This window comes from Paenibacillus sabuli (assembly GCF_014705605.1).
GTDB lineage: Bacteria > Bacillota > Bacilli > Paenibacillales > Paenibacillaceae > Paenibacillus_D > Paenibacillus_D sabuli.
The window spans coordinates 122,137-148,659 of the sequence record NZ_JACXIZ010000027.1 but is presented as its reverse complement, the minus strand read 5'-3'; the positions used below and the strand labels follow the sequence as shown (position 1 = coordinate 148,659).

Here is a 26,523-nt window from a genome sequence, read left to right as displayed (position 1 = left end):
CGGGCGGTGTAGCCGCGCAGCCGCTTGGCGCCGCTTAGCAGCGCGCGCCGCGCGGCGGCTGCGCCAAGACTCGGCCGGCGGGCCAGCAGGAGCGCCGCCCCGCCGGCGGCATGCGGCGCGGCCATACTGGTGCCGGACATCGTGCGATAGCCGCCGCCCAGCCAGGTGGAGCGGATATCGCTGCCCGGCGCTGCCAGCGCCACGCCGGCGCCGCGACTGCTGTAGGCGGCGATGGTATTCGCCCGCGTCGTAGCGGCGACGCCGAGCACGCCGGGGTAGCTGGCGGGCTCATCTATGCCGGTAGCGGACGAGCCGCTATTGCCGGCGGAAGCGGCGACGACGATGCCGCGCTGCCGCGCGCGGCGCACCGCCTCGCGCAGCGCCTGGCTCGAAGTGCCTGGCTCCAGTCCCAGGCTCATATTGATGACCTGCATGCCGCGTCGCGTGCACCATTCGACGCCTTCGACGATATCCGAGACGTAGCCTTCGCCTTTGCGGTCCAGGGCTTTGACCGCATAGAGCCGGACCTGCGGCGCGACCCCGGCGAGCTGACCGCGCTTGCCGAGCGCGGCGGCGATTCCGGCGACGTGCGTGCCGTGCCCGTTGTCGTCTTGATAGCTGCGCCCGTCGATGGTATTGACCCCGCCCGCGATGCGCAGATCCGGATGCGAGGCGATGCCGGTGTCGAGGATTGCCAGCTTGACCCCGGCGCCTCGTGTCTGCCCCCACAGCTCGGGCGCCTGTACGCGTGAGATATTCCAAGGGATGTCCGGCTCGGCACCGCTCGCTCGCTTGGCCGCCTTGGGCGCAGGCTCGGGACGAGGCAGGAGGAGCGCCGCGCTGCGTCGCGCAGCCTGAGCAGGACGGCGCTTGCGCGCCGCGGGCGCAGCGAGAACGTGGGCCTTGACCTTGACGTCATCCTCGATGTACCGGATCGCGCGGTGGCCCAGTAGCGCTTGCCAGGAGGTGCGTTCGTCGATGTGGCAGCAGAGCACGCGTGCCCGGTCGACCGCTTTATGCGGCCTTTGGCCGTGTCGCTCAAGATGCCGCTTGCAGGCCCGGTATTCGGCCTCCCTGCGGAAGCCGATCAACTTGCGCCGGGCATGCGCGCTCGAGGGCGAGCAGACGCAGCGCTTCAACTGGGTGTTGAGCTTGTCGGACATAGGGGTGATCTCCATCTCCTTCGCCTGTGAATGCCGTTCATTCAGACTATGGAAAATGGGGTAAATGCGTATAGGCAGGTGCCTATGGGATACATAATTCAAGGCATCGCGGGACATTGTATCGCGTAGAAACACTTGACGCTGAGGCAGCATACACCATTAGTAACGGACGGCACAAGGAGGAGATCGAGCATGCGAATCGGAATTCCGACCGAGGTCAAAAGCGGCGAATATCGGGTGGCGCTGACGCCGGCGGGCGTGAGCGTACTCAAGGGCGCGGGACACGAAGTGCTCGTCCAGGCCGGCGCCGGCGCGGGAAGCGGCTTCGAGGACGAGGAATATGCGGCGGAGGGCGCGGCGCTGGCGGCTGACGCGTCCGAGGTATGGCAGCGCGCAGAGCTGATTATGAAGGTCAAGGAGCCGCTGCCCGAAGAATTCGGCTATTTCCGCCCCGGTCTGCTGCTGTTCACCTATCTGCATCTGGCGGCGGCGCCGGAGCTGGCGCGTGCGCTCAAGGCGCGCGAAGTGACAGCGATCGCCTACGAGACGATCCAGCTCCCCGGCGGCGGACTGCCGCTCTTGACGCCGATGAGCGAGGTCGCCGGCAGAATGGCCGTCCAGGTCGGCTCGCGTTTTTTGGAAGCGCGGCACGGCGGTCGAGGCATCCTGCTCGGCGGAGTCCCGGGCGTGCCGCCCGCCGAGGTTATTATTATCGGCGGCGGCATCGTCGGCACCAATGCGGCTCGCATCGCCCTGGGCATGGGCGCCAGCGTTGTCATACTCGAGCGCAGCGCCGATCGCATGCGCTATCTGGACGAGGTGTGGAGCGGTCGCATCGGCACACTGATGTCCAACCCCTATAACATAGCGCAAGCCGTCCGCAAGGCGGACCTGCTGATCGGCGCCGTGCTCATCCCGGGGGCGCGGGCGCCGCGCCTGGTCACCGACGAGATGGTGCAGACGATGAAAAAGGGCGCGGTCATCGTCGATGTGGCGGTCGATCAAGGCGGCACAATCGCAACAATTGATCGCGTAACGACGCATGAGCAGCCGGTCTACGAGCGCCACGGCGTCATTCATTACGCCGTCGCGAACATGCCCGGCGCGGTGCCGCGCACTTCCACCTATGCGCTGACTAATGTCACGTTGCCCTATGCGCTCGAGATTGCGAGCAAGGGGCTGGAACGGGCGATCGAGGGCAATCCTTCGCTCAAGCTCGGGGTCAACACGCATTGCGGCCGCGTCACGCATCGTCAGGTCGCGGAGGCCGTCGGGCTGCCGTTCGAGCCGCTGACCTGACGCTTCGAATAAGTGGCGGCCCGTCCGCATATGCTGGCTACATATGGCGGGCGGGGGGAAGTGAGTGCATGATTATATCGCTGCGCAAATGGCTGGCCGCGCTGGCCTTCGTCGTTTTATTCGCAGTGTTGACCGTCATTGCCTCCGGCGGTTATCGCTGGCTCGTCGACAAAGCGCTGGCGCCGGACCGCTACAAGGAGCCCCAGGGCTATGCGGTCAAGGTGTTCGAGGAGGATGTGGTGCATCAGCCTGACAAGGCTTCGCTGCTCAACCGGCTGCGCCGCTTTTATTTGTACGGCGAGTGAACAAGCGGCGAATCTTGTCGCTAGGGGCAGGAATATGGCGGAGGCATGTGGAATATATGGGCAGGAACAGGAAAGCTTCAAAGAAAGGACTGCGCCATGAAATCCGAACTGCAAGAGTTTATCCGCCATCTGCAAGCGGAACGGGGGCTGTCGCGCAACACACTGGAATCGTACGAGCGGGATCTCGAGTCCTTCCTGGCTTATGCCGCTGCCCAAGGCCTCGAGCGCCTCGACCAGGTGCACAAGCATCATATCGCCACCTATATGCTCGAGCTCAAGCGCAAGGGTCGGGCGGCGGCGACCATGACGAGGTGCACGGTGTCGATCCGCGGCCTGTTTCAGCATCTGGTCAAGGAGGGGCGGCTCGTACATGACCCGACGCTGGCGATGGAGACACCGAAGCTCGAGCGCAAGCTGCCTCAAGTGCTGGGCGTCGCAGAGACGCAGCGGCTGCTCGAAATGCCGGTGGCCGACACCCCGGCCGGGCTGCGCGACCGGGCCATGCTGGAGGTGCTGTATGCAACCGGGATGCGCGTGTCCGAGCTGATCGCGCTGGATACCGGCCACGTCAATTTGCAGCTCGCTTATTTACGTTGCATCGGCAGCGGGGGCAGAGAACGCGTCATCCCGATCGGCAAGCTCGCCATCGCCGCGCTACGCCAGTATTTGGAGGCGGGCCGACCGGCGTTTGCGCGGGACGAGCTGCCGAGCGAGACGTTTTTTCTCAATCATCTGGGCACGCGTATGACGCGCCAGGGCTTCTGGAAGCTCATGAAAAAATATGCGGGGGAAGCAGGCATCGAGCGTGTCATTACGCCGCAGACGCTGCGGCATTCCTTCGCCGCCCATCTGCTGGAGAACGGCGCCGATCTTCGCGCTGTCCAGGAGATGCTGGGCCACTCGGATATTGCGACGACGCAGATCTACATGCAGCTGAACAAGGCGCGAATGAAAGACGTATACGAGCGCGCGCACCCCAGAGCCGGCGATGCGTCCGCACTGCGATCGTGAGCCGGCCCCGGCGGGCGCGCGCCGACACAAGGGAGGACGCATAGACGATGCGATATAAACGGATAGCGGTCGTGGTGCTGGACAGCGTCGGCATCGGCGAGCTGCCGGACGCTGCTGCGTTCGGCGACGCCGGCGCGCACACGCTCGGCCATCTGGCTGCGCGCAGGCCGGAATTTCAACTGCCGAATCTCACGAATTGGGGACTGGCCAACATTGCGCCGCTCGGCGCCTGGCAAGCAGCCGACTGTCCCCGCGCCTACTACGGGCGCATGGCCGAGGCGTCGGTCGGCAAGGATACGATGACCGGGCACTGGGAGCTGGCCGGATTGCGCGTCGATATCCCGTTCCAGACCTTCCCGGACGGCTTTCCGGAGCCGCTGCTCGCGGCGCTGAGCGAGCGCACCGGACGCGGCATCATCGGCAACAAGGCGGCCAGCGGCACGGCCATCCTCGACGAACTGGGCGAGCGTCAGCTCGCGACCGGCGCGTGGATCGTGTATACGTCGGCGGACAGCGTGCTGCAGATTGCGGCGCACGAAGACAAGATCAGCGTGGAGGAGCTGTACCGCGCCTGCGAGATTGCGCGCGAGCTCACGCTGGATCCGCGATACGCGGTGGGCAGAGTCATCGCCAGGCCTTATGTCGGCGTTCCCGGCGCGTTCAAGCGCACGCCAAGAAGGCATGATTATGCGGTCAAGCCGCCCCGGCCGACCGTGCTGAATGCGCTTGCGGATGCCGGACTCGACGTCGTCTCGGTGGGCAAAATCAACGATATTTTCAGCGGCGAGGGCATTACCGCCTCACATCCGACCGTGAGCAATGCCGACGGGATCGCCAAGACGCTGGAGCTGCTGCGTAGCGACTTCCGCGGCTTGCTGTTCGTCAATCTCGTCGATTTTGATTCCTTGTACGGGCATCGCCGCGATCCGGAGGGCTATGCTGCGGCACTCGGCGAATTCGACGCTGCCCTGCCGGAGCTGGCGGCCAGGCTTGGCTCCGAAGACCTGCTAATCGTCACGGCGGATCACGGCAACGATCCGTATCATCCCGGCACGGACCATACGCGCGAATACGTGCCGCTGCTGGCGCTGACGCCCGGCCAAGAATGCGGCGCTTCGCTTGGCACCAGAGCTACGTTTGCCGATGTAGCGGCGACGATCGCCGCTAATTTTCAAGTGACGCCGCCACGCTACGGCGCGTCGTTTTTGCACCGGTTATCTTAATTTATTGGAGGGAGAGTCACACCATGAGTACCTTGACTGCGACACATATTCAGGATGCGGCGGAGGCGATCCGCAAGCAGACGCCGCTCGTACCGGAGGTCGGGCTGATCCTGGGCTCCGGCTTGGGCGTATTGGGCGATTATATGGACGAAGCGACGGTGATTCCGTACGCGAGCATCCCGCATTTCCCCGTCTCGACCGTCGAAGGACATGCGGGCGAGCTGCTGATCGGCAAGCTGGCGGGCCGGCCGGTTATGCTGATGCGCGGGCGCTTTCATATGTACGAAGGCTATGCGCCGGAACAGACCGCTTTTCCCGTGCGCGTCATGAAGGCGCTCGGGGTCGAGCGGCTGATCGCGACCAACGCCGCGGGCGGTATCAACACGGCCTATGCCTCCGGGGAGCTGATGATGATCGCCGATCATCTCAATCTGACCGGACGCAACCCGCTCATCGGGCCCAATGACGATACGATGGGGCCGCGCTTCCCGGATATGTCGGAGGCGTACAGCAAGCGTGGCCGGCAGCTGGCGCGCGATGCGGCCGCACAGCAGGGACTGCAGCTGCAGGAAGGCGTCTACGCCGGTCTGCTCGGACCATCGTACGAGACGCCTGCCGAAATTCGCATGCTGCGCACCCTCGGCGCGGATGCCGTCGGCATGTCGACGGTTGCCGAGGTCATCGCGGCGCGGCATTGCGGCATCGAGGTGTTGGGCATCTCCTGCATCAGCAACATGGCCTCCGGTATTCTGGATCAGCCGTTGTCGCACCAGGAAGTGATGGAGACGACCGAACGGGTAAAAACGCGGTTTTTGCAATTGATCCAAGCGATTGTGCCATTATTTTAGTCTGTTACAAAAATGTAATATTGGGCTTCGACCGATTGTGACAGATTTTATAGAGTTTCCGTCGTATACTGTTCGAGGTTAATTGATCACGGACAGAGAGGACGGACTGGGCAGGGATGGATACTCAATGGATGGCGCATCTTGAAGGATTGCGCCGCAAAATGATCGAAACGGCGACAAATAAACAATCGCTTTTGCATCGGGATGTCTTGCGGCTTAGTCAGGCGCTCGATCGCCTGATCGTCAAGGCGCAGCGCGAGCAAACGGCGCAGATGACACCTGGCAAATGGAACGATCAAGCGCAGCGGGAGCTGCAGCCCCGCTGACGCGGGAGGGGGATGGGCATGCGGATCGTAGACTTGATCGCCAAGAAAAGGGACGGCGCAGCGCATACGCAGTCCGAACTGAGTAGGCTGATGGATGGGTATTGCCGCGGCGAGGTGCCCGATTATCAGATGGCGGCCTGGGCGATGGCCGTTTATTTCCAGGGCATGACTGCCAGTGAAACCGCCGAATTGACGCTGGCAATGGCGCAATCGGGCGAGCAGATCGACCTCAGTCCCATCCCGGGCGTCAAGGTGGACAAGCATAGCACAGGCGGCGTAGGCGACAAGACGACCTTGATCGTGGCGCCGCTGGTGGCCGCGTGCGGCGTGCCGGTCGCCAAAATGTCCGGACGCGGGCTCGGCCATACCGGCGGCACGATCGACAAGCTGGAGTCGATTCCCGGCATGCGGACCGAACTGGGGCGCGAGGCTTTCCTGGCTCAAGTGGCAAGCGAGGGCCTGGCCGTAGTCGGACAATCCGGCAATCTGACGCCGGCCGACAAAAGGCTCTACGGACTGCGCGACGTGACCGCGACGGTAGAATCGATTCCGCTCATCGCGAGCTCCATCATGAGCAAAAAAATCGCCGCCGGCGCGGATGCGATTGTCCTCGATGTGAAATGCGGCAACGGCGCCTTCATGAAAACGGCCGCCGAGGCCGAAGCGCTGGCCGAAGCTATGGTCGCCATCGGCTCCGGCGTCGGCAGAGCGACGACGGCCGTCATCAGCAGTATGGCGCAGCCGCTGGGCACCGCGATCGGCAATGCGCTCGAGGTGGCCGAAGCGATCCGGACGCTGCAAGGGGAGGGATCGGAGGATCTGACCGAGCTGTCGCTCCTATTAGCGGCCCATATGGTGCGGCTCGGCGGCGCGGCGTCCTCGGAAGAGGAGGCGATGGAGCTGGTGCGCAGCCGGCTCGCGGACGGTTCCGCGCTGCGGCGCTTTGCCCGCTTCGTCGCGGCGCAGGGCGGAGACGCCAGCGTCGCCGATGCGCCGGACGAGCGGCTGCCGCAGGCGCCGTATCGCTTCGAAGTCAGCGCCGAGCAGGAGGGCGTCGTCGCCGAGATCGACGCCGCGCAGCTCGGCACGGCCGCGATGATCCTGGGCGCGGGCCGCGCGGAGAAGGACGAGCCGATCGATCATGCCGTCGGCTTGACGCTGCTGCGCAAGCTCGGCGAACCGGTGCGAGCCGGCGAAGCGCTGGCGGCGCTGCATGCGCGCACGCCAGCCGCGGACGAGGCGAGCCGCCTCGTCCGCGAAGCGTTCCGCATCGTACCGGCAGGCACGCAGACCGCGCGCTCTCCGCTCGTTCTCTCCATCGTCACGGAGAGCGGCGTGCAGCGTATGCAATGAATGAGATTGCCTATTCCGAATTGCACACTGCAAGACGCCTCGTTCGCACATCGGGGCGTCTTTGCTTGCATTCCATTATAAAAAGGAGGTGCTTCCATGATCCCGATCAAGCTGCCCAGAGAACAAAAGCAGCGGCTGATTGACGAGCTCCGCCATTACGTGGCGACGGAGCTGGACCTCGAGCTCGGCGAGCTCGCCGGCGAGAACCTGCTGGACCACGCCATGCGCGCGCTCGCGCCCTATGTCTACAACCAGGCCCTCGCCGATGCCCGAGCCAAGGTCGAGCAGCAATGGACCTCGCTCGAAGAAGAGCTGTATGCCTTGGAAAAAAGAAACTGAAGCGGGGCTCACCACATCAAGATAGGTAGTATAATCTCAATTGGCATAATTTGCATTCTTCCTGGCCATACTGTAGGTAAAACAAGGGTATGTCCAGGAGGAGAGCCAAATGATCAAAAGATGGATTGTCGCGGCCTGTATGTTCACAATGCTGGGGTGGAGCGTGCTGCCCGGCGTCATGCAGGCAGCCGAACAGCCGGCCGCCGCTGCCGAGCTTGCGCCCTCGGCGCGTTCGGCGATTGTGATGGATGCGGACAGCGGCACAATCATCTACGAGCGCAACAGCCATGACAAGCTGCCGCCGGCCAGCATTACGAAAATCATGACGATGCTGCTCACACTGGAGGCCATCGACGAAGGCAAGCTCAAGCTGACCGATAAGGTACAGGCGAGCGAATACGCGGCTTCGATGGGCGGCTCGCAGATTTTCCTGGAGCCGGGCGAAGAAATGACGGTCGACGATTTGCTCAAGGGCATCGCAATGGCTTCCGGCAATGACGCCTCGGTTGCGATGGCCGAAAAGATCGCCGGCACCGAGGAAGCGTTCGTGGAGCTGATGAACAAGCGCGCGCAGACGCTCGGGCTGAAGAATACCCATTTTGCCAACTGCAACGGTCTGCCTGCCGACAATCATTATTCGTCGGCGCACGATATCGCGGTCATGTCGCGCGAGCTGCTCAAGCATTCGGAGGCAACGACTTACACGGGCAAATATCAAGATTATTTGCGCAAGGACACCGAAAAGCCGTTTTGGCTGGTCAACACGAACAAGCTCGTTCGCTTTTACAGCGGCGCGGACGGCTTGAAAACGGGCTATACGAGCGAGGCCAAGTTTTGCCTGTCGGCCACGGCCAGTCGCGACAACCTGCGGGTCATTGCCGTCGTCATGGGCGAACCCAATACCAAAACCCGCAACAGCGAGGTCTCGCAAATGTTTGATTACGCCTTCGCGCAATATACGAATCATTCGATCTTCAGAACCGGCGATCCGATGGGGACCGTCCCGGTCGAAAAAGGCATGGCGCGCGAGCTCGCCGTGGAAGCGAAGCATCCATACAGCGTATTGCTGCGCAAGGGCGCCGCGACCGCGGACATCCGCCACGAGCTGCGCATCGACAGCCCGCTGCGCGCGCCGGTCAAGGTGGGGCAGAAGGTCGGCAGGCTGATTGTGTATCAAGGCGACAAGGTCCTGAGCGAATTCGAGGTCGAGGCGCAGCAAGAGGTGGCGCGCGCGACCTGGTGGCAGCTGTTCAAGCGCGCCGGCGCCGAGCTTTTCTCCTGACGAGGCACGAGATTTGTCGGTCCGTAGCGTGCAGCTTCTAGTTTTGTCGGAGAGAAGGAATGCGGGGAGAGCATCACGAACACTCTCTTAACACGGGAGGAGTGAAGGGGTATGAGCTTGCAGGTAGAGTTGGAGCATTACCGCAATGTGTTGATCGTCCGATTGCGAGGCGAACTGGATCACCATACGGCGGATACAGTCAGGCAGAAGATGGAGGAGGCGATCATGCGCGGCGGCAGCCGCCACGTCATCCTTAGTCTGAGAGAGCTCTCGTTCATGGACAGCTCGGGACTCGGCGTCATTCTGGGACGGTACAAGCTGCTGAAGAGCAAGGGCGGCAAGATGGTCGTCTGCGACGTCAACAAGAGCGTCCATCGCCTCCTTGAGCTGTCGGGCTTGTTCAAAATAGTGGACATTCACGAAAACGAGCGAATGGCGCTCTCAAGTCTGGAGGTCGTATCATGAGCGAAACGACGAATTTTATGACGCTTTCGTTTGCAAGCCGTTCCGAAAACGAGGCTTTTGCCCGCGTCGCGGTGGCCGCTTTTGTCTCCCAGCTCGATCCGACGCTGGAAGAGCTGAACGATCTGAAAACGGTCGTCTCCGAAGCGGTGACCAACGCAATTATTCACGGGTACGAGGAAGATCCCGGCGGTACGATTCGCATCGAAGCTTCCATCGAGGTCGACACCGTCTCGATCACGATCAAGGACGAGGGAAGGGGCATCGAGGATCTCGATTTGGCCCGTCAGCCGCTGTATACGTCCAAGCCCGAGCTCGAACGCTCCGGGATGGGGTTCACGATCATGGAAAATTTCATGGACCGCTTCGAAGTCGTGAGCGGCGAGGACAAGGGGACGGAAATCCGCATGATGAAGCGCATCGAATCGAAAAAAGCGCTGTACAATTAGGCGCATAGGGGTTGAGCCTCATGGAAGTCGATCTGAAAAAAACGTCGCAGCGCTATCTGGACGATTCCGAAGTCAAACGCCTCATCATGCTCAGCCAATCAGGGGACAACGTGGCCCGCGATACGCTGGTCCAGTGTAACATGCGGCTCGTATGGTCCGTGGTGCAGCGCTTCATTAACCGCGGGTACGATCCCGAGGATCTGTTCCAGATTGGCTGCATCGGCCTGCTCAAGTCGGTGGACAAATTCGACCTGTCGTACGACGTCAAATTCTCCACGTACGCGGTGCCGATGATTATCGGCGAGATTCAGCGTTTCCTGCGCGACGACGGCACGCTCAAGGTGAGCCGCTCGCTCAAGGAGCTGGCCAATAAAGTCCGCAAAACAAAGGACGAGCTCTCCAAAACGATGGGACGGCTGCCCACCATCAAGGAGGTGGCGGAGGCCCTGTCGCTGACTCCGGAGGAGGTAGTGTTCGCCCAGGAGGCGAACAAGCCGCCTTCCTCGATCCATGAGACCGTGTTTGAAAACGACGGTGACCCGATCACCCTGATGGACCAGATCGCGGACGACGGTCAGGAAAAATGGTTCGACAAGCTGGCGCTGTCGGAGGCGATCGAAGCATTGTCCGAGCGGGAGCGTCTGATTGTATACTTGCGCTACTATCGCGATCAGACGCAATCGGAGGTGGCCGCCAGGCTCGGCATTTCGCAGGTGCAGGTGTCGAGGCTGGAGAAAAAAATATTGCAAAACATCAAGGACCAGATCGCGCTTTGACGCGCGGCTGGTCCTTGGTTTTTTTTACCGCGCCTGCCTATGGGTACCCGCCGCCTTGATTTCTCATACTACCCCTATCACGCTAAGAACCAAAGGGATGACCCGCAATGGAAAAAAACGAAACGCCTGTGCTCTATCTGCGGCTGCGCAAGCGGCTGGCGATCCGCCCCGGCCAGACGGTCCGGCTCGGCCAGGCGGCGGCGCTGGCGGCGGAGCCGCAGCTGCAGCGGCGGCTGGCGGACTTGATCGTATATGCGCACCGTCCGGAGGACGGCAATCGCTATGTCATTGATCTGTTGCACATCGTGAGGCGGATTCACGAGCTTCGTCCGGGGCTTCAGATCGAGCCCTACGGCGAGCCGCAGGTGCTCGTGACGATCGCGGAGCGGCCGCGCCGTCCGCTTGTGCCGATGCTGATCTTTGCCTGGCTGCTGCTGTTTTTCGGCGCCGGCCTGGCGATTATGAACTTTCATGAAGATGTCAGCATGAAGGAGGTGCACGTGCGCATCTCCGAGCTGGTCACGGGGCAGCCGCAGGCGCACCCGCTATGGTTTCAGATTCCGTATTCCTTCGGCCTCGGGGCGGGCATGCTGCTGTTTTTTAATCACCTCCTGCGCAAGCGATTCAATGACGAGCCCAATCCGCTGGAGGTCGAAATGTACATGTATCAGGAGAACGTCAACGCCTATGTCATCGCCGACGAAATGCGTAAAAAACAAGGGGATGAGGACGCGTGACGGTCGCCGACTGGACAGCGCGCGCCTTTTTGGCGCTGCTCGGCGCTGCCGGCGGACTGGCCGTCGGCAGCGGTCTGGTGGCGCTGCTAGTCGTATTCGACCTGATCCCGCGGCTTGCGCAGCTGGCATTTGCCTATCGCAGGTCGGCATGGTTCGAATCGGCGCTTGTCGGCGGGGCCGTGTTTTGGACCTGTGTCGACTTTTTCGATTGGCACCTCGCGCTGGGACTGGCCGGACGACTCCCGCTCGCGGGCATCGGACTGCTGGACGGCATGTTCGTCGGCATGCTCGCGGCGGCGCTGACAGAGGTCATGAACGTGCTGCCGATCCTGGCCAAGCGGCTGCGCATCGGCCATTATCTGGTCGCGCTGCTGCTGGCGATGGTGCTCGGCAAGATCGCGGGCTCGCTGTTCGATTGGCTGGTCTATCAATGGTAAGGAGGGCGCGCAGATGTATGTACGCAACGGAGATGAGCTGCAGCGCAGCGGCAAGGAAGAGACGGGTCTGCCGAACGGCGAAACGATGCTCGATCTGAACCAATATTCGTCTCAAGACGCGAGCGCGGACGCTGCGCCGGACGAGCAGCGCAAGAAATACGGCAATGGGGCGCCTCCTCGGCACGACGATCAGTCTGAACCGGCGGAGGGGGACAAGGAGGAGGGCGCGGACGCGTTGCCGGTACCGGGCAGCCTGGACGAATTTCGCGTCATGCTGGAGCGCGAGATCGGACTTGGCGCGAGCTTCGACGTCGTCGCGCGCGAGATGACGTTCGGCGAGCGCCGTACGCTGCTCTTCTTCATGAACGGACTGGTCAAAGACGACGTGCTTACCGAGGTGCTCAAGCGACTGACCTATCTGCAGCCGGAGCAGTTGTCCGGCGATGCGCTCCATGCTTTCTTTACGCATTACGTGCCGGCGGTGCAGGTGGACAAGGAGACCAAGTTCCACGATGCGGTCGCGGCCGTGCTCGCCGGCGCGGCGGGCCTGTTCGTGGAGCGGGAGGGCACCGTGCTCCTGATCGACGCCAAAAATTTCCCCGGACGCAATCCGGAGGAGCCGACACTGGAGCGGGTGGTGCGGGGCAGCCGCGACGGCTTCGTCGAGACGTTGATGGTCAACGTGTCGCTTGTACGCCGCCGGCTGCGCGACCCGGGCCTGCGCTACGAGATCATGCAGATCGGCCGGCGTACGAAGACGGACGTCTCCATCTCCTACATCGAGGATATAGCCGATCCGGAGCTCGTCGAAGCGATCCGCAGCAAGCTGAAGGCCGTCAAGCTCGACGGCTTGCCGCTGGCGGACAAGCAGCTCGAGGAAGCGACGGTCAAGCGCGGCTGGAACCCGTATCCGCTCGTTCGTTATTCCGAGCGTCCGGACGTAGTGGCCGCGCAGCTGCTGGAAGGCAGCGTGGCCGTATTCGTCGATACGACGCCCAGCGTCATGCTGCTGCCGACGACGTTCTTCGATTTGGTGCAGCATGCGGAGGAGAATCGCCAGACGCCGTTTATCGGGACCTACCTGAGGTGGGTGCGCTACTTCGGCATCTTTGCGTCTTTGTTTTTGCTTCCGCTTTGGTTTTTATTCGTGATTCAGCCCGATCTCAAGCCTGCTTCGCTGGCTTTTATCGGACCGCAGGAAGTGGGGAAGATCCCGCTCTTTCTGCAATTTTTGCTGGTCGAGATCGGCGTCGATCTGATGCGGCTGGCGGCGGTGCATACGCCGACGCCGCTGGCCGCGGCGATGTCGCTCGTCGCCGCCATCCTGATCGGCGACATCGCCGTCCAGACCGGCTTGTTCATTAACGAGGTCGTCTTGTATATGGCGATCGCGGCGATCGGCATGTTCGCCACGCCCAGCTACGAGCTCGGCTTGGCCAATCGGATCGTACGCATCGTGCTGATTATCGCCGTCGCCCTCTTCTCGGTGCCGGGCTTCGTCGTCGTCAGTACGGCCATCCTGGTCTTGCTCGTGCTGGAGCGTTCCTTCAATCGTCCGTACATGTGGCCGTTCATTCCCTTCGACGCGCGCGCGATGCTGGCGATTCTCATTCGCAAGCCTGTGCTGCTCAGCCGTCAGCGCCCCAATCTGCTGCGTCCGCAGCAACGGGACAAGATGCCGGGCAAGGCGAAATGAAAAACAAACCGAAATGAAAAAATGCAAATGATGTGCGTAATTATCCATTTCGCTTGCCTGCCGTGTTAAGGTATACTGAGGACAATGGGTAGGTCCGACTGCCCGATTACGGTACAAGCGGAGGGAATGGCACATATGTATTTGCACGGTACGAGTACAATCGACGATAACGGACATTTGAACATTGGCGGCTGCGACACACAGGCGCTTGCGGCCGAATACGGCACGCCGCTCTATATTGTAGACGAGGCGCTTGTTCGACAGCGGGCGCGCGAGTACGTGGAGGCGTTCCGCGCGTCCGGTCTGCGCTTCCAGGTGGCGTATGCCAGCAAGGCGTTCTGCGTGATGGCGATGTGCGCCATCGCCGAGGAGGAGGACATGTCGCTGGACGTCGTCTCTGACGGCGAGCTGCATACCGCGCTCAAGGCGGGCTTCCCGGCGCAGCGCATTCATTTCCACGGCAACAACAAGACGCCGGATGAGATCGACATGGCGCTCGACGCCGACATCGGCTGCTTCGTCGTCGACAACTTCATCGAGCTCGAGCTGCTCAATGCGCTGGCGGCGGACAAGGGAAAGACCGTCAACATTCTGCTGCGCATTACGCCGGGCGTAGAAGCGCACACGCATGATTACATTTCGACCGGCCAGCAGGATTCCAAGTTCGGCTTTGACCTTGGCAACGGCTCGGCCTACAGCGCCATCGAGCATGGCATGAAGCTCGCCAACCTCAAGATTCTGGGCGTGCATTCGCATATCGGCTCGCAAATTTTTGAGGTCGAGGGCTTTCGCATGGCCGTGGACAAGGTCGCGGACTTCGCGGTCGAGATCAACCGCAAGCTCGGCTTGACCTTCAGCGTCATCAATCTCGGCGGCGGATTCGGCATTCGCTATACCGAGGAGGATAAGCCGTTGCCGGTTGCAGAGTACGTCCAAGCGATCACCGACGCCATCATCTCCAACTTCTCCGCGGCCTCGTACCCGCTGCCGGAGATCTGGGTCGAGCCGGGCCGCAGCATCGTCGGCGATGCCGGCACGACGCTGTACACCGTCGGCACGAGCAAGGAAATTCCCGGTGTCCGCAAGTATATCGCCGTGGACGGGGGCATGACCGACAACCCGCGTCCGGCGCTCTACGAATCCAAGTACGAGGCCGTGCTGGCGAATCGTGCGGACGAGGCGGCGGAAGAGACGGTATCCGTAGCGGGCAAGTGCTGCGAGAGCGGCGATATGCTGATCTGGGATCTGGAGCTGCCGCGCGTGCAGCGCGGCGATCTGCTGGCGGTCTTCTGTACCGGCGCGTACAATTATGCCATGGCCAGCAATTACAACCGGATTCGCCGTCCCGCAGTCGTCTTCGTCAAGGACGGACAAGCCGATCTGGCCGTCAAGCGAGAGTCGTTTGACGATATCGTCGGCAACGACGTCATGCCGGCGCGCCTCAAGAAGCCTTCCATGGCGAAGTAAAGTATAGTATGATAGGACGAGCACGGGGCCCAAGCGCGGCTGTGCAATAAAGCAAAGTGGAGTGATTGCGATGGCCAAGCAGGCTAAAATTACGATGGAGGGCGGCGGCGAAATCGTCATCGACCTGTTCGACAAGGATGCCCCTAACACCGTCGCCAACTTTGAAAAGCTGGCGAACGGCGGTTTTTACGACAACCTGACGTTTCACCGCGTCATTCCGGGATTCGTTGCGCAGGGCGGCTGCCCCGACGGCACCGGAGCCGGCGGCCCGGGGTATCAGATCGATTGCGAGATCAATGACAACAAGCATCAACGCGGCACGCTGGCGATGGCGCATGCCGGCCGCAACACAGGCGGTAGCCAGTTCTATATTTGCTACCAGCCGCAGCCGCATCTCGACGGCCAGCACACGGTATTCGGCCAGGTGACCAAGGGCATGGAGCACGTCGACGCCTTTACCGGTCGCGACCGGATGGAGAAGGTGCAGGTGTCCGAGGCGTAAATGCGCATGCGGCTTTCCTCGACGGGGAACCGCATCCAGGCGCTGGGAGCAGGCCCGGCCTGCTGCCGCGCCTTGCTTTTTGCACGCGGACATGATACGATTTCTCACAACTGCAAGAACTCTTTATTTTCATATTATTGCGTAGTTCCTTCGGGGTCGGGTGCAATTCCCAACCGACGGTGATCGGCGGCGCGATTCGCGCCATCGTCAGTCCGTGACCCGCGTGTCCGTATCGGAGGCGCGGCTGACCCGGTGCAAGTCCGGGACCGACAGTACAGTCTGGATGGGAGAAGGAGACGCAGGCCGCTGGCGCCGGTTCATTCCGCGCGTTGCTGCGAATGTTCTTTTTTTCACATTCGTAGCAGCGTTGTTTGAATATGCTGCGCACGGTTTCGCGTCGCCGCGCCTTTGTCATCCGCCCCCGGAGAGCTGCCGCTTTCCGGGGGTGTTTTGGCGTTGATCGAGATATTGAACGACGAGCATTACATGCGGCTGGCCCTGCAGCTGGCCGAAGGAACGAAGGGGCAGACCGGCGCCAATCCGGCCGTCGGCTGCGTCGTCGTCAAGGCCGGCCGCATCATCGGCGTCGGGACGCACTTGCGGCGCGGCGAGGGGCATGCCGAGGTACATGCGCTCGATATGGCAGGCCGCGAATCCGAGGGCGCCACGGTCTATGTGACGCTGGAGCCTTGCAGCCATCACGGACGCACTCCGCCTTGCAGCGAGCGCATCATCGCGGCCAAGGCGGCCAAGGTTGTCATCGCCATGCAGGATCCGAATCCGAAGGTGGCGGGTCAAGGCATAGCGCGACTGCGCGAGCAGGGCATCGGTGTCGCCGTCGGCGTGCTGGAGCAGGAGGCGCGCGCGCTCAATGAAGATTTTATTGCATTTATTACGAGCGGCTTGCCTTACGTGACCTTGAAGACAGCCAGTACGCTGGACGGCAAAATCGCGGCCAAAAGCGGCGACAGCCAGTGGGTGACGGGACCGAAGGCAAGGGAGCTCGTGCATACGCTGCGTCATCGGCACAACGGCATCATGGTCGGCGTCGGCACGGCGCTCACCGACGATCCGATGCTGACGACGCGGCTGTCGGTGCCGGGGCTCAGCCCCCGCCGCATCGTCGCTGACTCGCGTCTGCGCCTGCCGCTCACCTCGCGGCTCGTCAGTGACAACGCAAGCGGGACGATCGTGCTCACCACCGAGCGGGCCGATCGCGCCAAGCTGCGCGAGCTGGAGAAGGCTGGCGTGCGCGTCATTGTCAGCGGTGCCGGCCCACAGGTTGACCTGAGACTGGCGATGAGACGGCTGGCGGAGCTGGAGATCAGCTCGATCCTGCTCGAGGGCGGGGGACGGCTCAACGGAGCGATGCTGCAGGCTAGACTGGTCAACAAGCTGAGGCTGTTTTTTGCGCCCAAGATTATCGGCGGCGCGTCCGCGCCCGTCAGCTTTGAGCTGGAGGGGTGGGAGCGCATGGCCGACGCGGTGCAATTGGATCGCATGGAGGTCGAGCGCGTCGGCGGCGATCTGTGCATCAGCGGATATCCGATTTACCCGGTCTGAATGTCGGGCCGGAGTCACCGGAGGAGGAGTTGCCGATGTTTACCGGATTGATCGAAGAAGTAGGGACGCTGCGCCGCGCCGAGCGGCAGGGCGAAGCGATGCTGCTGACGATTGCGGCTGCCGTCGTCCTGGAGGATGTGAAGCTCGGCGACAGCATCGCCGTCAACGGCGTTTGCCTGACTGTCGTAGCCGCTAGCGCGGCTGAATTTACCGTGGATGTGGTGCCCCAGACGTACCGCCACTCCAATCTGGGCCAGCTGCGCCCGGGCCAGCCGGTCAACCTGGAGCGGGCCATGGCAGCGGGCGGGCGCTTCGGCGGGCATATCGTGCAGGGGCATGCGGATACGACGGGTACGATTACAGCACGGACCCGCGAGGACAATGCGGTGCGCTTCGGCGTACGTCCCGCAGGCCCCGAGGCGATGCGCTATATCGTGCCGCAAGGGTCGATCTGCATCGACGGCATCAGCCTGACGGTGGCGGGCGTGGACGGCGAGACGCTGGAGGCGTCGATTATCCCGCATACCTTGGCCCATACCGCGCTGCAGCACAAGCAACCGGGCGACACGGTCAACTTGGAGCTCGATATTCTGGGCAAATACGTGGATCATTTGCTAAGGTACGGGAGCGCGTCTCCGAATACCGGCAAAAGCGGCGGCCTGTCGGCGGCGTTTCTGGCCGAGCACGGGTTCGCGTGAGCGTGAGGGAGGAAGAAGACATGGAGGAACATGCGCAATTCGATACAATTGAGGCCGCGGTGGCCGATCTGATGGCCGGCAAATCGGTCATCGTCGTCGACGACGAGGATCGCGAGAACGAGGGCGACCTGATCGCCCTGGCGGACAAGGTGACGCCGGAGACAATCAATTTCATGATTACCGAGGCCCGCGGTCTGGTATGCGTGCCGATCACGCAGGAGCGCGCGGAGCAGTTGGAGCTGCCGCCGATGGTCGCGCACAACACCGATTACCACGGCACGGCTTTTACAGTATCGGTCGACCACAGCTCCACGACGACAGGAATCTCGGCTCCCGAGCGCGCGATGACGGTCAAGGCGCTGATCGACCCGGCGACCAAGCCGACCGAATTTCGCAAGCCGGGCCACATTTTCCCGCTGATCGCCAAGGACGGCGGCGTGCTGCGCCGGGCCGGACATACCGAAGCGGCGATCGATCTGGCGCGAATGAGCGGCTCGGAGCCGGCTGCGGTCATTTGCGAGATTATCAAGGAAGACGGCACGATGGCGCGCCTGCACGATCTGATCGCGTTCAAGCGCAAGCACGAGCTGCGGCTCATCACGATTCAGGAGCTGATTCGCTACCGCAACGAGAAGGATAAGCTCGTCGAGCGAATCGTCGACGTCAAGATGCCGACCGATTACGGTGTATTCCGGGCCTATGCCTATACGAATCAGATCGACGACAAGGAGCATATGGCGATGGTCAAGGGCGAGATCGCGCCCGATACGCCGGTGCTGGTGCGGGTGCACTCGGAGTGCTTGACGGGTGACGTGTTCCACTCCCACCGCTGCGATTGCGGGCCCCAGCTCGACGCGGCGCTTCGCCAGATCGCCGAGGCGGGCAGCGGCGTGCTGCTGTATATGCGCCAGGAAGGCCGCGGCATCGGCCTGGTCAACAAGCTGAGGGCGTACAAGCTGCAGGAAGAGGGCTTGGATACCGTCGACGCGAATCTTAAATTGGGCTTTGCGCCCGATCTGCGCGATTACGGGATCGGGGCGCAAATTTTGCGGGATCTCGGCGTCAGCAAAATGCGGCTGCTGACAAATAATCCGCGCAAAATTAAAGGACTTGAGGGGTATGGCATCGAAGTGGTGGAGCGAGTGCCGCTGCAAATGACGGAAAACGAGGATAACAGTCTTTATTTGCATACCAAACAGGCGAAGCTGGGTCATATGCTGCGCTTTGACGAATCGAACCCATCGAAAATTGGACAATCGGAAGGATGAATGAAATGACACGCGTCTATGAAGGACACTTGGTCTCGCAAGGCTCGACGTACGGCATCGTCGTCGGCCGTTTCAACGAATTTATTTCCTCGCGCTTGCTCAGCGGCGCGCTGGACGCCCTCAAGCGCCATGGCGCCGAGGAATCCGAAATCGAAGTGGCCTGGGTGCCGGGCGCCTTTGAAATTCCGCTCATTGCTCAAAAAATGGCGGAGAGCGGCAAATACGCCGCGGTCATCACGCTCGGCGCCGTCATTCGCGGCTCCACGCCGCATTTCGATTACGTGTGCAGCGAAGTTGCGAAGGGCGTCGCCGCCATCTCGCTGAAAACGGGCGTGCCGACCATTTTTGGCGTCCTGACGACCGACTCGATCGAGCAGGCGGTGGAGCGCGCCGGCACGAAGGCCGGCAACAAGGGCTGGGAAGCGGCCGCCACGGCGATTGAAATGGCGAACCTGACGCGTGCGATTACGTCGGGCGAGGCCTAATCGAACTTGTAAATATATCCGAGTCGGCCGAGTCGGCTCCGTCGGACTGAGAAGGTGTAAGCGAAGGAGGTGAGGCGGTGACGGTGCTGTACAAGCTCGAGGCGTTCGAGGGGCCGCTCGATTTGTTGCTGCATCTGATCGACAGCGCAGAGATTGACATTCACGATATCTCGATCAGCGATATTACCGATCAGTACATGCATTATTTGCATGCGATGCAGCAGTTGGAGCTCGAAGTCACGAGCGAATTTCTTGTCATGGCCGCGACGCTGCTGGCGATCAAGAGCAAGCAATTGCTGCCGAAGCCGCCGCCGCCGCAGGACGAATTCGAAGATTGGCTGGAGGATGACGGACTCGACGCGCGGGACGAGCTAATTCAGCGGCTCGTGGAATACCGCAAGTACAAGCAGATTGCGGAGCAGCTTAGGGAGAAGGAGCAGGCGCGCAGTCTGATCTTTACCAAGGAACCGGAGGATCTGACCCCGTACATGAAGGTCAAGCCCGATAATCCCGTCAAGGATCTGGGCGTGTCCGATCTGATCGCGGCCTTTCAGAAGGCGCTCGGACGCGCGGCGCGGCGCTCGCTGATCGCGACGGTACGTCGCGACGAGATTTCGGTCAAGGATCGGATCGCCGACATTACCCAGCTGCTGCGCGAGCACGAGATGGTGCGGTTCTCCAAGCTGGTGCGCCAGGATATGGAACGCCACGAGATCGTCGTGACCTTCCTGGCTCTGCTGGAGCTGATGAAGATGAAGCAGGTGCGCTGCTTCCAGCACCAGCTGTTCGAGGACATCGTGATCCATTGGAGAGGAGAAGCGGCAGAGGGTGGACTTTCCGAGATTGAAATCAATTATTGAAGGCCTGCTGTTCATGGTCGGCGACGAAGGGCTCAGCACCAAGCAGCTGGCCGAGCTGACCGATCAGGATAATGGAATCGTGCTAGAGGCGCTGCAGGAGCTGCGCGCGGAGCTGGAGCGGCAGGGCCGCGGATTGCGCGTCACTCAGGTCGCGGGCGGCTATCGGCTCAGCACGAATCCGCAGCACGCAGTCTATTTCGAGCGGCTCGCCTACACGCCGAGCCGCGCCAGTCTGTCGCAGGCGGCGCTGGAGACGTTGTCCATCGTCGCCTACCGGCAGCCGATCACGCGGGTGGACATCGAGGAGATCCGCGGCGTCAAGTGCGAGCGTGCGCTGCAGTCGCTTGTGGCCAAAGACCTGGTCGAGGCAGTCGGTCGCGCCGAAGTGATCGGACGGCCGATTCTGTACGGGACGACGCGCTCCTTCCTCGACTACTTCGGGCTCGCCGGGTTGGAGGCGCTGCCCGAGCCGTCCGCGCTTGATCCGGAGGATATGCTGGACGAGCAGACCCAGCTGCTGTTCGAGAAGCTGGACCAGCAGCAGTTGACCATCGACGAGCTGCCGCCGCAGCGCGCGCACGAGCCGGAGGAATGAGATCGGCCATCGCCGTCCATACTAATCCCATTGGAAGAAAAACGAGGGGAGCAGCGCAAATGCTGGAATTTCTTCGACATTGGGGCGTATGGACCGCGGCGGCCGGTCTTTTTTTGGCGCTGCTGCTTCTCCTGGCCGTCTCCGAGATCGAATGCCGCTCCATGCTGCGCCGGCGCGGCGAGAACGACCATGTTGCGCTGCGCATTCGCGCGCTGTACGGCGCGGTCAAGGTGCACCGGGAAATTCCGATCGTCCGCCTCGACGGCGCGAACATCGCCTACAAGTCCGAGCAGTCCAGCAATCTGCCGCTGGGGTCGGCCCCGCCTACCGAGGAGGGCAGAGTCGGTCCGGAAAAAGTAATGAGCAAGCTGGAACAAGCGAGGCTGCTCATGCGCCATACCGACCGTTTCACAGTATGGCTGCTGCGTACGCTGCGGTACATCCGAATTACCGAATGGCGCTGGATCAGCGCGGTCGGCGCAGGAGACGCCGCCTGGACAGCGGTGGCGACCGGCATGGCGAGCGCGGCCCAGGGAGCCCTGCTCGGTCTGCTCAGCCACGTCATGCGGCTGACCGGCCAGCCGCAGATGCAGGTGCGGCCGGTATTCAACGACACGATATTCTCGACGGAGTGGCATTGTACCGTCAAGGTGCGCCTGGGCCATGTGCTGCTCGCCGGACTCCGGCTGCTGCTTCGGATTCGCAGAGTCAAGGGCGGCATTCAGACTTGGCGCAGCCTGTTATTCAAAGCTTAGCGGCGGCAGAGGAGTGCGCAAAAAGAGAAGCGATTCGTTGGCGCGGGAGCGGTCGGTTTAGATTCGGCTCGAACGGGACATCCTAATGATCAGTTGTTCCCCCAACAAATTGATCAGGGAGGCCATGCAGATGTCAGATCATCCGATACAGGGGCTCATGCAGACCGCAATGGAAAACATCAAGGAGATGGTGGACGTCAACACCATCGTCGGCGATCCCGTGCAAACGCCCGACGGCAGCGTCATTATGCCAATCAGTAAAGTCGGATTCGGATTCGTCGCCGGCGGCAGTGACATTCAACTGGACGGCGGCGGCAACGCCGGAACGGATGCCCAGCAAGCGCAGGTAGCGCTGCCGTTCGGAGGCGGTAGCGGTGGCGGGGTGTCGATTACGCCGATTGCTTTTCTGGTCGTCGGGACGACCGGCGTGAAAATTGTCCCGCTCGACAATCAGACCCATCTGATGGAGCGCATTATCGACTCCGCGCCGAAAGCCTTTGACAAAATTCAAGCGATGTTCAAACGGCATGACGACGAGCCGGACCGTGCGACCGTCGTCGTGACCGAAGAACATTAAATCCAGGGAGCGCCGGCGCGCACGCAGGCAGCAGTCGACCGCTTCGTCTCCTCAGCTCCGGCAATCGCTGCCGGGGCTTTTTGCGTGAAGCGGGCGGGACATATCGGGCCGGCCGTCGACATATGATGTACAAGACCCCCGGCGTGCGAGCGCCGCAGGCAAAAGGAGTGACAAAATCACGATGATACACAGCCGCATCCGCATGTTCGCGTTTGTGCTCGCGGTCGCGTTGACCCTCGCGTCGTTCGGTCCGGGCGCCCAGGGCACGCGCGCACAGCCGCAGCCGATCTTCACCAATGCGAAGGCGGCCGCGCTCATCGACGTAACCTCCGGCAGACTGCTCTATTCGCAGCGCGGCGACGAGTCGATGCTGATCGCGAGCCTGACCAAGATCATGACGGCGATCGTGGCGATCGAGCACGGCGAGCTGTCCGATATCGTCAAGACTAGCACCCGCGCCGCCGGTAAGGAAGGGTCGTCGATCTATCTCAAGGCCGGCGAGGAGATGTCGCTGGAGCATATGCTGTACGGGCTGATGCTGCGCTCGGGCAATGACGCGGCGACCGCGATCGCCGAGCACGTCGGCGGCTCGGAGGAGGGCTTCGTGCACTTGATGAACGAAAAGGCGATCTGGCTCGGACTGGAGCATACGCATTTCATGAACCCGCACGGCCTCGACCATGAGGAGCATTATTCCTCCGCCAACGATCTGGCCAAGCTGACGGCATATGCGCTGCATAACGAGGTGTTCCGCGAGATCGTCAAAACGAAGCAAAAAAGCGTGCCCAATCCCAATGAGGAGTGGGACCATCAATGGCGCAACAAAAATAAAATGCTGTCGATGTACGAAGGCGCGGACGGCGTGAAGACGGGCTATACGAAAAAAGCGCTGCGGACGCTCGTCAGCTCGGCGACTCGCAACGGCCAGCAGCTCGTGGCGGTGACGCTGAATGACGGCGACGACTGGCGTGATCACCGCAAGCTGCTCGATTGGGGCTTCGCCAGCTATCCCTTGACCACGCTCGTCGAGCAAGGTCAGCGCATCGCCGGCACAGCCTATCGTCTCAGCCGGAGCTTCCAGTACCCGCTGGCAGAGGAGGAGCAGGATCAGATCCGCCGCAAGCTGGTGCTCACGGATACCGCGTCGGCCGATTATCGGCTCGGCGAACGCGGCGCTCTGGCCTTGTTTCTCGGCGAGCGGCCGCTGGGCACGGTGGCCGTGGAGACCGCCGAAGCGGCATTTGCTGAGGCGGCAGCCCAGCCCGGCGCCGGCAAGGCTGCGGCTTTCGCCCGTTCGGCAGCGCCTGGATTCGCGTCGATGCTGCAGCAGGTCGTCCGGCAGCTATTCCGTTAACGGTCGGAGGGGAGGGATGAGACGTGGTCAATTGGATCTGGCTGCTCATGATCGTGGTCAGCTTCGTGGCGGCGGCGGTCAACGGACGCATGGAGGCGGTCACCGAAGCCGCCTTCGAAGGCGCGAAGACCGGCGTCACCGTCAGCTTCGGGCTGATCAGCATCCTCGTGTTCTGGCTCGGTCTGATGCGCATCGGCGAGGATGCCGGATTGCTTCGCAAGCTGGCGCAGCTGCTCGGTCCGATGGTGCGGCTGCTCTTCCCGGACGTGCCGCGCGATCACCCGGCGATGGGCTATATCATGACGAATATGAGCGCCAATATTCTGGGCCTCGGCAATGCGGCGACCCCGATGGGAATCCGGGCGATGCAGGAACTGCAAAAGCTCAACCCCGATCCGGCGACGGCGACGCCGGCCATGTGTACGCTGCTGGCGCTCAATACGTCGAGCATCACGCTCGTGCCGACGACGCTGATCGCGATTCGCATGAACTTCGGATCGGCGCATCCCGCCGAAATCGTCGGCACGACGCTGATCGCCACCGCGATTGCGACGGCAGCGGCGATCCTCGCCGACCGCTGGTACCGCAGCCGAAAGCCGCCGGCGAGCATGCCCAAGTCGGACGATCCGGCCGCGCCGGCTGCGTAAGTCGCAATCGCCGCGCAGCTTGGTAGGAAGGGGGCGAGCAGCTCATGTACGACGCGGTCACGCTCATATCCGTATGGGCGATTCCCGCCATTATCGTGTTCATTCCGCTCTATGCCGCATTCCGGCGCGTGCCGGTGTACGAATCCTTCGTCGACGGGGCTAAGGGGGGCTTCGATACGGCGATCCAGATCATTCCCCATCTGGTCGGGATGATGGTTGCGATCAGCATGTTCCGCGCCTCCGGTGCAATGGAGGCGATGGTGCAGCTGCTGGAGCCGCTTGCGCGCTGGCTCGGCGTGCCGGGCGAGGTGCTGCCGCTCGGCGCGCTGCGCCCGCTCACCGGCGCGGGCTCGCTCGCTTATACGACCGAGCTGATCCAGACGCACGGACCGGACTCGATGATCGGACGCATCGCATCCACGATTCAGGGCAGCACGGATACGACACTCTATGTGCTGACGGTCTACTTCGGCGCTATCGGCATTCGCCGTACGCGCTACGCGCTCAAGGTCGGACTATTTTCCGACCTGGTCGGCTTCGTCGCCGCGATCGCGATTTGTCTGCTTGTGTTTGGCGTGTAGCCCGGGCCCCGCTTGCCCCGGCCTTCCCGACAGGGAGGGCCAGGGCTTTTGCAGCGCCGCTTGTAGTTTGCCGGAGAGATGGGTATGATGGAGGATGAGGTGAATCATTTGGAACGTTTACAAAAAATTATGGCCCAGGCGGGCGTCGCTTCGCGCCGCAAATGCGAGGCGCTCATTCAAGCCGGCAAGGTGCAGGTGAACGGAGAGACCGTGACGGAGCTGGGCTTCAAGGCCGATCCGAAGGACGACATTACCGTCGGCGGCAAGCCGATCAAGCACGAACGGAAGCTGTATTTGATGCTCAACAAGCCCAAGGGCGTCATCACGAGCGCCAGCGACCCGCAAGGACGCAAAATCGTGGCCGATTATTTAAAGGGAATCAAGGAGCGCGTCTACCCGGTCGGCCGGCTCGATTACGATACCGAAGGGCTGTTGCTGCTCACCAACGACGGCGAGTTCGCCAATCTGCTCACGCATCCGAGCCATCACGTGCCGCGTACGTATCTGGCGACGGTCCGGGGCGTCCCGCACGGCAGCAAGCTGGAGAAACTGGCCGCCGGCATCAAGCTCGAGGACGGGATGACCGCGCCGGCGGAGGTCGAGTACCACGACGTGTCGCCCGACGACAAGCACGCGACCATTGCCATTACGATTCACGAAGGCCGCAACCGTCAGGTGCGGCGCATGTTCGAGGCGATCGGGCATCCCGTCAGCCGGCTCAAGCGCGTGCGCATCGGCGATCTCGGCCTTGCGAACCTGCAGCGCGGCAAATTTCGGCATCTGACGCCGCAGGAGATCAAGGCGCTGCAAAGCAGCGGGAGCAAGCCACATAATGTTCATAAAAAGGTGCGTCCGGACAAGCCATAATTCGGCAATTGCCGCTATAATGGGAGTATGCATGCGCGTCAAGCGCAACGTTGATTCAGGTGGTGAAGATGCGATGGGAGCATACCGGAAGCCGATTCAAATCGTAATTTTATTGGGCGTCTTGCTAATCGGCGGTTATGCGATCGGCAAGACGCTGTTTGCAGACGAGGCCGGACCGCTAAGGCCCGGCGACGAACCGCCCCCCTTCACGCTGCTTGATCTTGCGGGGAATGCCCGCGCGCTGTCGGACTACGAGGGCAAGGCGCTCGTCATTACATTCTGGGGGACATTCTGTCCGCCGTGCGTCAAGGAAATGCCCGAATTCCAAAAGCAGTACGAGCGCTGGCAGGGCGAGGATCTGGAAATCCTGGCGATCAATCTGAGCGAGTCCGATCTGCCGGTCCGCAATTTCGTGCAGCAGCACGGGCTGGAATTTCCGATTTTGCGCGACGTCAAGCGCAAGGTCGAGCGCGAGTACGGGCTCAAGGTGTATCCGACCACATTCTTCGTCGGCAAGGACGGCAAGATCAAGGAAATCGCCGAGGTGCCGATGACGGACAAGCAAATTGAGGAGCGCATCGAACGCATCCTCTAGGCA

31 protein-coding genes and 1 riboswitch are annotated in these 26,523 nt (G+C 62.0%); of the genes, 30 read left to right on the top strand and 1 reads right to left on the bottom strand.

Going from position 1 to position 26,523, the window contains the following annotated elements:
- The coding region (locus IDH44_RS16675) for a S8 family peptidase (protein WP_190919566.1) at positions 1–1,163 on the bottom strand (1,163 nt) is incomplete at its 3' end.
- Between the two features lie 192 nt (positions 1,164–1,355).
- Here IDH44_RS16675 and ald point away from each other — a divergent pair.
- The 30 genes from ald to IDH44_RS16525 all read left to right on the top strand — a co-directional run bounded on the left by ald (position 1,356) and on the right by IDH44_RS16525 (position 26,520).
- Positions 1,356–2,462 carry an alanine dehydrogenase gene (gene ald / locus IDH44_RS16670; protein ID WP_190919564.1) on the top strand — a complete coding sequence of 369 codons (1,107 nt, stop codon included), beginning with the start codon at positions 1,356–1,358 and terminating at the stop codon, positions 2,460–2,462.
- Positions 2,463–2,530: 68 nt separating this feature from the next.
- Entirely contained in the window at positions 2,531–2,767 is a 237-nt protein-coding gene (locus IDH44_RS16665; RefSeq protein WP_190919562.1) for a DUF4227 family protein, read from the top strand.
- A 96-nt stretch (positions 2,768–2,863) separates the two neighbouring features.
- Complete coding sequence (gene xerD, locus IDH44_RS16660) at positions 2,864–3,778, top strand: site-specific tyrosine recombinase XerD (protein ID WP_190919560.1); 915 nt, start codon at positions 2,864–2,866, stop codon at positions 3,776–3,778.
- A gap of 47 nt (positions 3,779–3,825) precedes the next feature.
- A complete protein-coding gene (gene deoB, locus IDH44_RS16655; protein ID WP_190919558.1) occupies positions 3,826–5,001 on the top strand; it encodes a phosphopentomutase in 1,176 nt (391 codons plus the stop codon).
- Between the two features lie 23 nt (positions 5,002–5,024).
- Entirely contained in the window at positions 5,025–5,849 is an 825-nt protein-coding gene (locus tag IDH44_RS16650; protein WP_190919556.1) for a purine-nucleoside phosphorylase, read from the top strand.
- Between the two features lie 116 nt (positions 5,850–5,965).
- Entirely contained in the window at positions 5,966–6,175 is a 210-nt protein-coding gene (locus IDH44_RS16645) for an aspartyl-phosphate phosphatase Spo0E family protein (protein WP_190919554.1), read from the top strand.
- 18 nt (positions 6,176–6,193) lie between these two features.
- A complete protein-coding gene (locus IDH44_RS16640; RefSeq protein WP_190919552.1) occupies positions 6,194–7,528 on the top strand; it encodes a pyrimidine-nucleoside phosphorylase in 1,335 nt (444 codons plus the stop codon).
- Between the two features lie 96 nt (positions 7,529–7,624).
- Positions 7,625–7,867, top strand: a complete 243-nt coding sequence (locus IDH44_RS16635) for a DUF2164 domain-containing protein (RefSeq protein ID WP_190919550.1) — start codon at positions 7,625–7,627, stop codon at positions 7,865–7,867.
- Positions 7,868–7,979: 112 nt separating this feature from the next.
- Positions 7,980–9,149 (top strand): D-alanyl-D-alanine carboxypeptidase family protein, encoded by a 1,170-nt coding sequence (locus tag IDH44_RS16630; RefSeq protein WP_397326796.1) that lies wholly within the window; start codon positions 7,980–7,982, stop codon positions 9,147–9,149.
- Between the two features lie 111 nt (positions 9,150–9,260).
- Positions 9,261–9,614 carry an anti-sigma F factor antagonist gene (gene spoIIAA, locus IDH44_RS16625; RefSeq protein WP_190919546.1) on the top strand — a complete coding sequence of 118 codons (354 nt, stop codon included), beginning with the start codon at positions 9,261–9,263 and terminating at the stop codon, positions 9,612–9,614.
- Positions 9,611–10,060: an anti-sigma F factor gene (gene spoIIAB, locus IDH44_RS16620; protein WP_190919545.1), complete on the top strand. Its 450-nt coding sequence runs from the start codon at positions 9,611–9,613 to the stop codon at positions 10,058–10,060. The genes spoIIAA and spoIIAB overlap by 4 nt, the downstream gene beginning before the upstream one ends.
- Before the next feature lie 20 nt (positions 10,061–10,080).
- Positions 10,081–10,836 (top strand): RNA polymerase sporulation sigma factor SigF, encoded by a 756-nt coding sequence (gene sigF / locus IDH44_RS16615; RefSeq protein ID WP_190919543.1) that lies wholly within the window; start codon positions 10,081–10,083, stop codon positions 10,834–10,836.
- Positions 10,837–10,943: 107 nt separating this feature from the next.
- Positions 10,944–11,573: a stage V sporulation protein AA gene (locus IDH44_RS16610; protein WP_190919541.1), complete on the top strand. Its 630-nt coding sequence runs from the start codon at positions 10,944–10,946 to the stop codon at positions 11,571–11,573.
- Complete coding sequence (locus IDH44_RS16605) at positions 11,570–12,010, top strand: stage V sporulation protein AB (RefSeq protein WP_190919539.1); 441 nt, start codon at positions 11,570–11,572, stop codon at positions 12,008–12,010. Before IDH44_RS16610 ends, IDH44_RS16605 begins: the two co-directional genes overlap by 4 nt.
- Positions 12,011–12,023: 13 nt before the next feature.
- Positions 12,024–13,706, top strand: coding sequence for a spore germination protein (locus IDH44_RS16600; RefSeq protein WP_223869750.1), 1,683 nt, complete (start codon positions 12,024–12,026; stop codon positions 13,704–13,706).
- Positions 13,707–13,841: 135 nt separating this feature from the next.
- Positions 13,842–15,173, top strand: coding sequence for a diaminopimelate decarboxylase (gene lysA, locus IDH44_RS16595; protein ID WP_190919537.1), 1,332 nt, complete (start codon positions 13,842–13,844; stop codon positions 15,171–15,173).
- A 70-nt stretch (positions 15,174–15,243) separates the two neighbouring features.
- The gene (locus tag IDH44_RS16590; RefSeq protein WP_190919535.1) at positions 15,244–15,675 is read left to right on the top strand and encodes a peptidylprolyl isomerase; all 432 of its coding nucleotides are present in this window, start codon (positions 15,244–15,246) and stop codon (positions 15,673–15,675) included.
- A gap of 142 nt (positions 15,676–15,817) precedes the next feature.
- Positions 15,818–15,974, top strand: a riboswitch (FMN riboswitch).
- A 160-nt stretch (positions 15,975–16,134) separates the two neighbouring features.
- Positions 16,135–17,238 carry a bifunctional diaminohydroxyphosphoribosylaminopyrimidine deaminase/5-amino-6-(5-phosphoribosylamino)uracil reductase RibD gene (gene ribD / locus IDH44_RS16585; protein ID WP_317890199.1) on the top strand — a complete coding sequence of 368 codons (1,104 nt, stop codon included), beginning with the start codon at positions 16,135–16,137 and terminating at the stop codon, positions 17,236–17,238.
- Positions 17,239–17,273: 35 nt separating this feature from the next.
- The gene (ribE, locus tag IDH44_RS16580) at positions 17,274–17,936 is read left to right on the top strand and encodes a riboflavin synthase (protein WP_190919533.1); all 663 of its coding nucleotides are present in this window, start codon (positions 17,274–17,276) and stop codon (positions 17,934–17,936) included.
- A 20-nt stretch (positions 17,937–17,956) separates the two neighbouring features.
- Positions 17,957–19,204, top strand: a complete 1,248-nt coding sequence (locus IDH44_RS16575) for a bifunctional 3,4-dihydroxy-2-butanone-4-phosphate synthase/GTP cyclohydrolase II (RefSeq protein WP_190919530.1) — start codon at positions 17,957–17,959, stop codon at positions 19,202–19,204.
- A 5-nt stretch (positions 19,205–19,209) separates the two neighbouring features.
- The gene (gene ribH, locus IDH44_RS16570; RefSeq protein ID WP_190919528.1) at positions 19,210–19,689 is read left to right on the top strand and encodes a 6,7-dimethyl-8-ribityllumazine synthase; all 480 of its coding nucleotides are present in this window, start codon (positions 19,210–19,212) and stop codon (positions 19,687–19,689) included.
- 77 nt (positions 19,690–19,766) lie between these two features.
- Positions 19,767–20,549 (top strand): segregation and condensation protein A, encoded by a 783-nt coding sequence (locus IDH44_RS16565; RefSeq protein WP_190919526.1) that lies wholly within the window; start codon positions 19,767–19,769, stop codon positions 20,547–20,549.
- The gene (gene scpB / locus IDH44_RS16560) at positions 20,518–21,144 is read left to right on the top strand and encodes an SMC-Scp complex subunit ScpB (protein WP_190919524.1); all 627 of its coding nucleotides are present in this window, start codon (positions 20,518–20,520) and stop codon (positions 21,142–21,144) included. Before IDH44_RS16565 ends, scpB begins: the two co-directional genes overlap by 32 nt.
- A 59-nt stretch (positions 21,145–21,203) precedes the next feature.
- Entirely contained in the window at positions 21,204–21,899 is a 696-nt protein-coding gene (locus IDH44_RS16555) for a DUF2953 domain-containing protein (RefSeq protein ID WP_190919522.1), read from the top strand.
- A gap of 130 nt (positions 21,900–22,029) precedes the next feature.
- On the top strand, positions 22,030–22,476 hold the full coding sequence (ytfJ, locus tag IDH44_RS16550; protein ID WP_190919520.1) for a GerW family sporulation protein: 447 nt from the start codon (positions 22,030–22,032) through the stop codon (positions 22,474–22,476).
- Between the two features lie 181 nt (positions 22,477–22,657).
- On the top strand, positions 22,658–23,830 hold the full coding sequence (locus IDH44_RS16545) for a D-alanyl-D-alanine carboxypeptidase family protein (protein ID WP_190919518.1): 1,173 nt from the start codon (positions 22,658–22,660) through the stop codon (positions 23,828–23,830).
- Between the two features lie 23 nt (positions 23,831–23,853).
- On the top strand, positions 23,854–24,477 hold the full coding sequence (locus IDH44_RS16540) for a nucleoside recognition domain-containing protein (protein WP_190919516.1): 624 nt from the start codon (positions 23,854–23,856) through the stop codon (positions 24,475–24,477).
- Between the two features lie 44 nt (positions 24,478–24,521).
- Positions 24,522–25,058 (top strand): spore maturation protein, encoded by a 537-nt coding sequence (locus IDH44_RS16535; protein WP_190919514.1) that lies wholly within the window; start codon positions 24,522–24,524, stop codon positions 25,056–25,058.
- 108 nt (positions 25,059–25,166) lie between these two features.
- Entirely contained in the window at positions 25,167–25,925 is a 759-nt protein-coding gene (locus IDH44_RS16530) for a pseudouridine synthase (RefSeq protein ID WP_190919512.1), read from the top strand.
- Positions 25,926–25,998: 73 nt separating this feature from the next.
- Entirely contained in the window at positions 25,999–26,520 is a 522-nt protein-coding gene (locus IDH44_RS16525; protein ID WP_190919510.1) for a redoxin domain-containing protein, read from the top strand.
- The last annotated feature ends 3 nt before the right edge of the window (positions 26,521–26,523 follow it).

Bases quoted from the DNA above. Each gene is read 5' to 3' on its own strand.
- ald (WP_190919564.1), top strand. From the start codon at position 1,356: ATGCGAATCGGAATTCCGACCGAGGTCAAAAGCGGCGAATATCGGGTG.
- IDH44_RS16665 (WP_190919562.1), top strand. From the start codon at position 2,531: ATGATTATATCGCTGCGCAAATGGCTGGCCGCGCTGGCCTTCGTCGTT.
- xerD (WP_190919560.1), top strand. From the start codon at position 2,864: ATGAAATCCGAACTGCAAGAGTTTATCCGCCATCTGCAAGCGGAACGG.
- deoB (WP_190919558.1), top strand. From the start codon at position 3,826: ATGCGATATAAACGGATAGCGGTCGTGGTGCTGGACAGCGTCGGCATC.
- IDH44_RS16650 (WP_190919556.1), top strand. From the start codon at position 5,025: ATGAGTACCTTGACTGCGACACATATTCAGGATGCGGCGGAGGCGATC.
- IDH44_RS16645 (WP_190919554.1), top strand. From the start codon at position 5,966: ATGGATACTCAATGGATGGCGCATCTTGAAGGATTGCGCCGCAAAATG.
- IDH44_RS16640 (WP_190919552.1), top strand. From the start codon at position 6,194: ATGCGGATCGTAGACTTGATCGCCAAGAAAAGGGACGGCGCAGCGCAT.
- IDH44_RS16635 (WP_190919550.1), top strand. From the start codon at position 7,625: ATGATCCCGATCAAGCTGCCCAGAGAACAAAAGCAGCGGCTGATTGAC.
- spoIIAA (WP_190919546.1), top strand. From the start codon at position 9,261: ATGAGCTTGCAGGTAGAGTTGGAGCATTACCGCAATGTGTTGATCGTC.
- spoIIAB (WP_190919545.1), top strand. From the start codon at position 9,611: ATGAGCGAAACGACGAATTTTATGACGCTTTCGTTTGCAAGCCGTTCC.
- sigF (WP_190919543.1), top strand. From the start codon at position 10,081: ATGGAAGTCGATCTGAAAAAAACGTCGCAGCGCTATCTGGACGATTCC.
- IDH44_RS16610 (WP_190919541.1), top strand. From the start codon at position 10,944: ATGGAAAAAAACGAAACGCCTGTGCTCTATCTGCGGCTGCGCAAGCGG.
- IDH44_RS16600 (WP_223869750.1), top strand. From the start codon at position 12,024: ATGTATGTACGCAACGGAGATGAGCTGCAGCGCAGCGGCAAGGAAGAG.
- lysA (WP_190919537.1), top strand. From the start codon at position 13,842: ATGTATTTGCACGGTACGAGTACAATCGACGATAACGGACATTTGAAC.
- IDH44_RS16590 (WP_190919535.1), top strand. From the start codon at position 15,244: ATGGCCAAGCAGGCTAAAATTACGATGGAGGGCGGCGGCGAAATCGTC.
- ribE (WP_190919533.1), top strand. From the start codon at position 17,274: ATGTTTACCGGATTGATCGAAGAAGTAGGGACGCTGCGCCGCGCCGAG.
- IDH44_RS16575 (WP_190919530.1), top strand. From the start codon at position 17,957: ATGGAGGAACATGCGCAATTCGATACAATTGAGGCCGCGGTGGCCGAT.
- ribH (WP_190919528.1), top strand. From the start codon at position 19,210: ATGACACGCGTCTATGAAGGACACTTGGTCTCGCAAGGCTCGACGTAC.
- IDH44_RS16555 (WP_190919522.1), top strand. From the start codon at position 21,204: ATGCTGGAATTTCTTCGACATTGGGGCGTATGGACCGCGGCGGCCGGT.
- ytfJ (WP_190919520.1), top strand. From the start codon at position 22,030: ATGTCAGATCATCCGATACAGGGGCTCATGCAGACCGCAATGGAAAAC.
- IDH44_RS16545 (WP_190919518.1), top strand. From the start codon at position 22,658: ATGATACACAGCCGCATCCGCATGTTCGCGTTTGTGCTCGCGGTCGCG.
- IDH44_RS16535 (WP_190919514.1), top strand. From the start codon at position 24,522: ATGTACGACGCGGTCACGCTCATATCCGTATGGGCGATTCCCGCCATT.
- IDH44_RS16525 (WP_190919510.1), top strand. From the start codon at position 25,999: ATGGGAGCATACCGGAAGCCGATTCAAATCGTAATTTTATTGGGCGTC.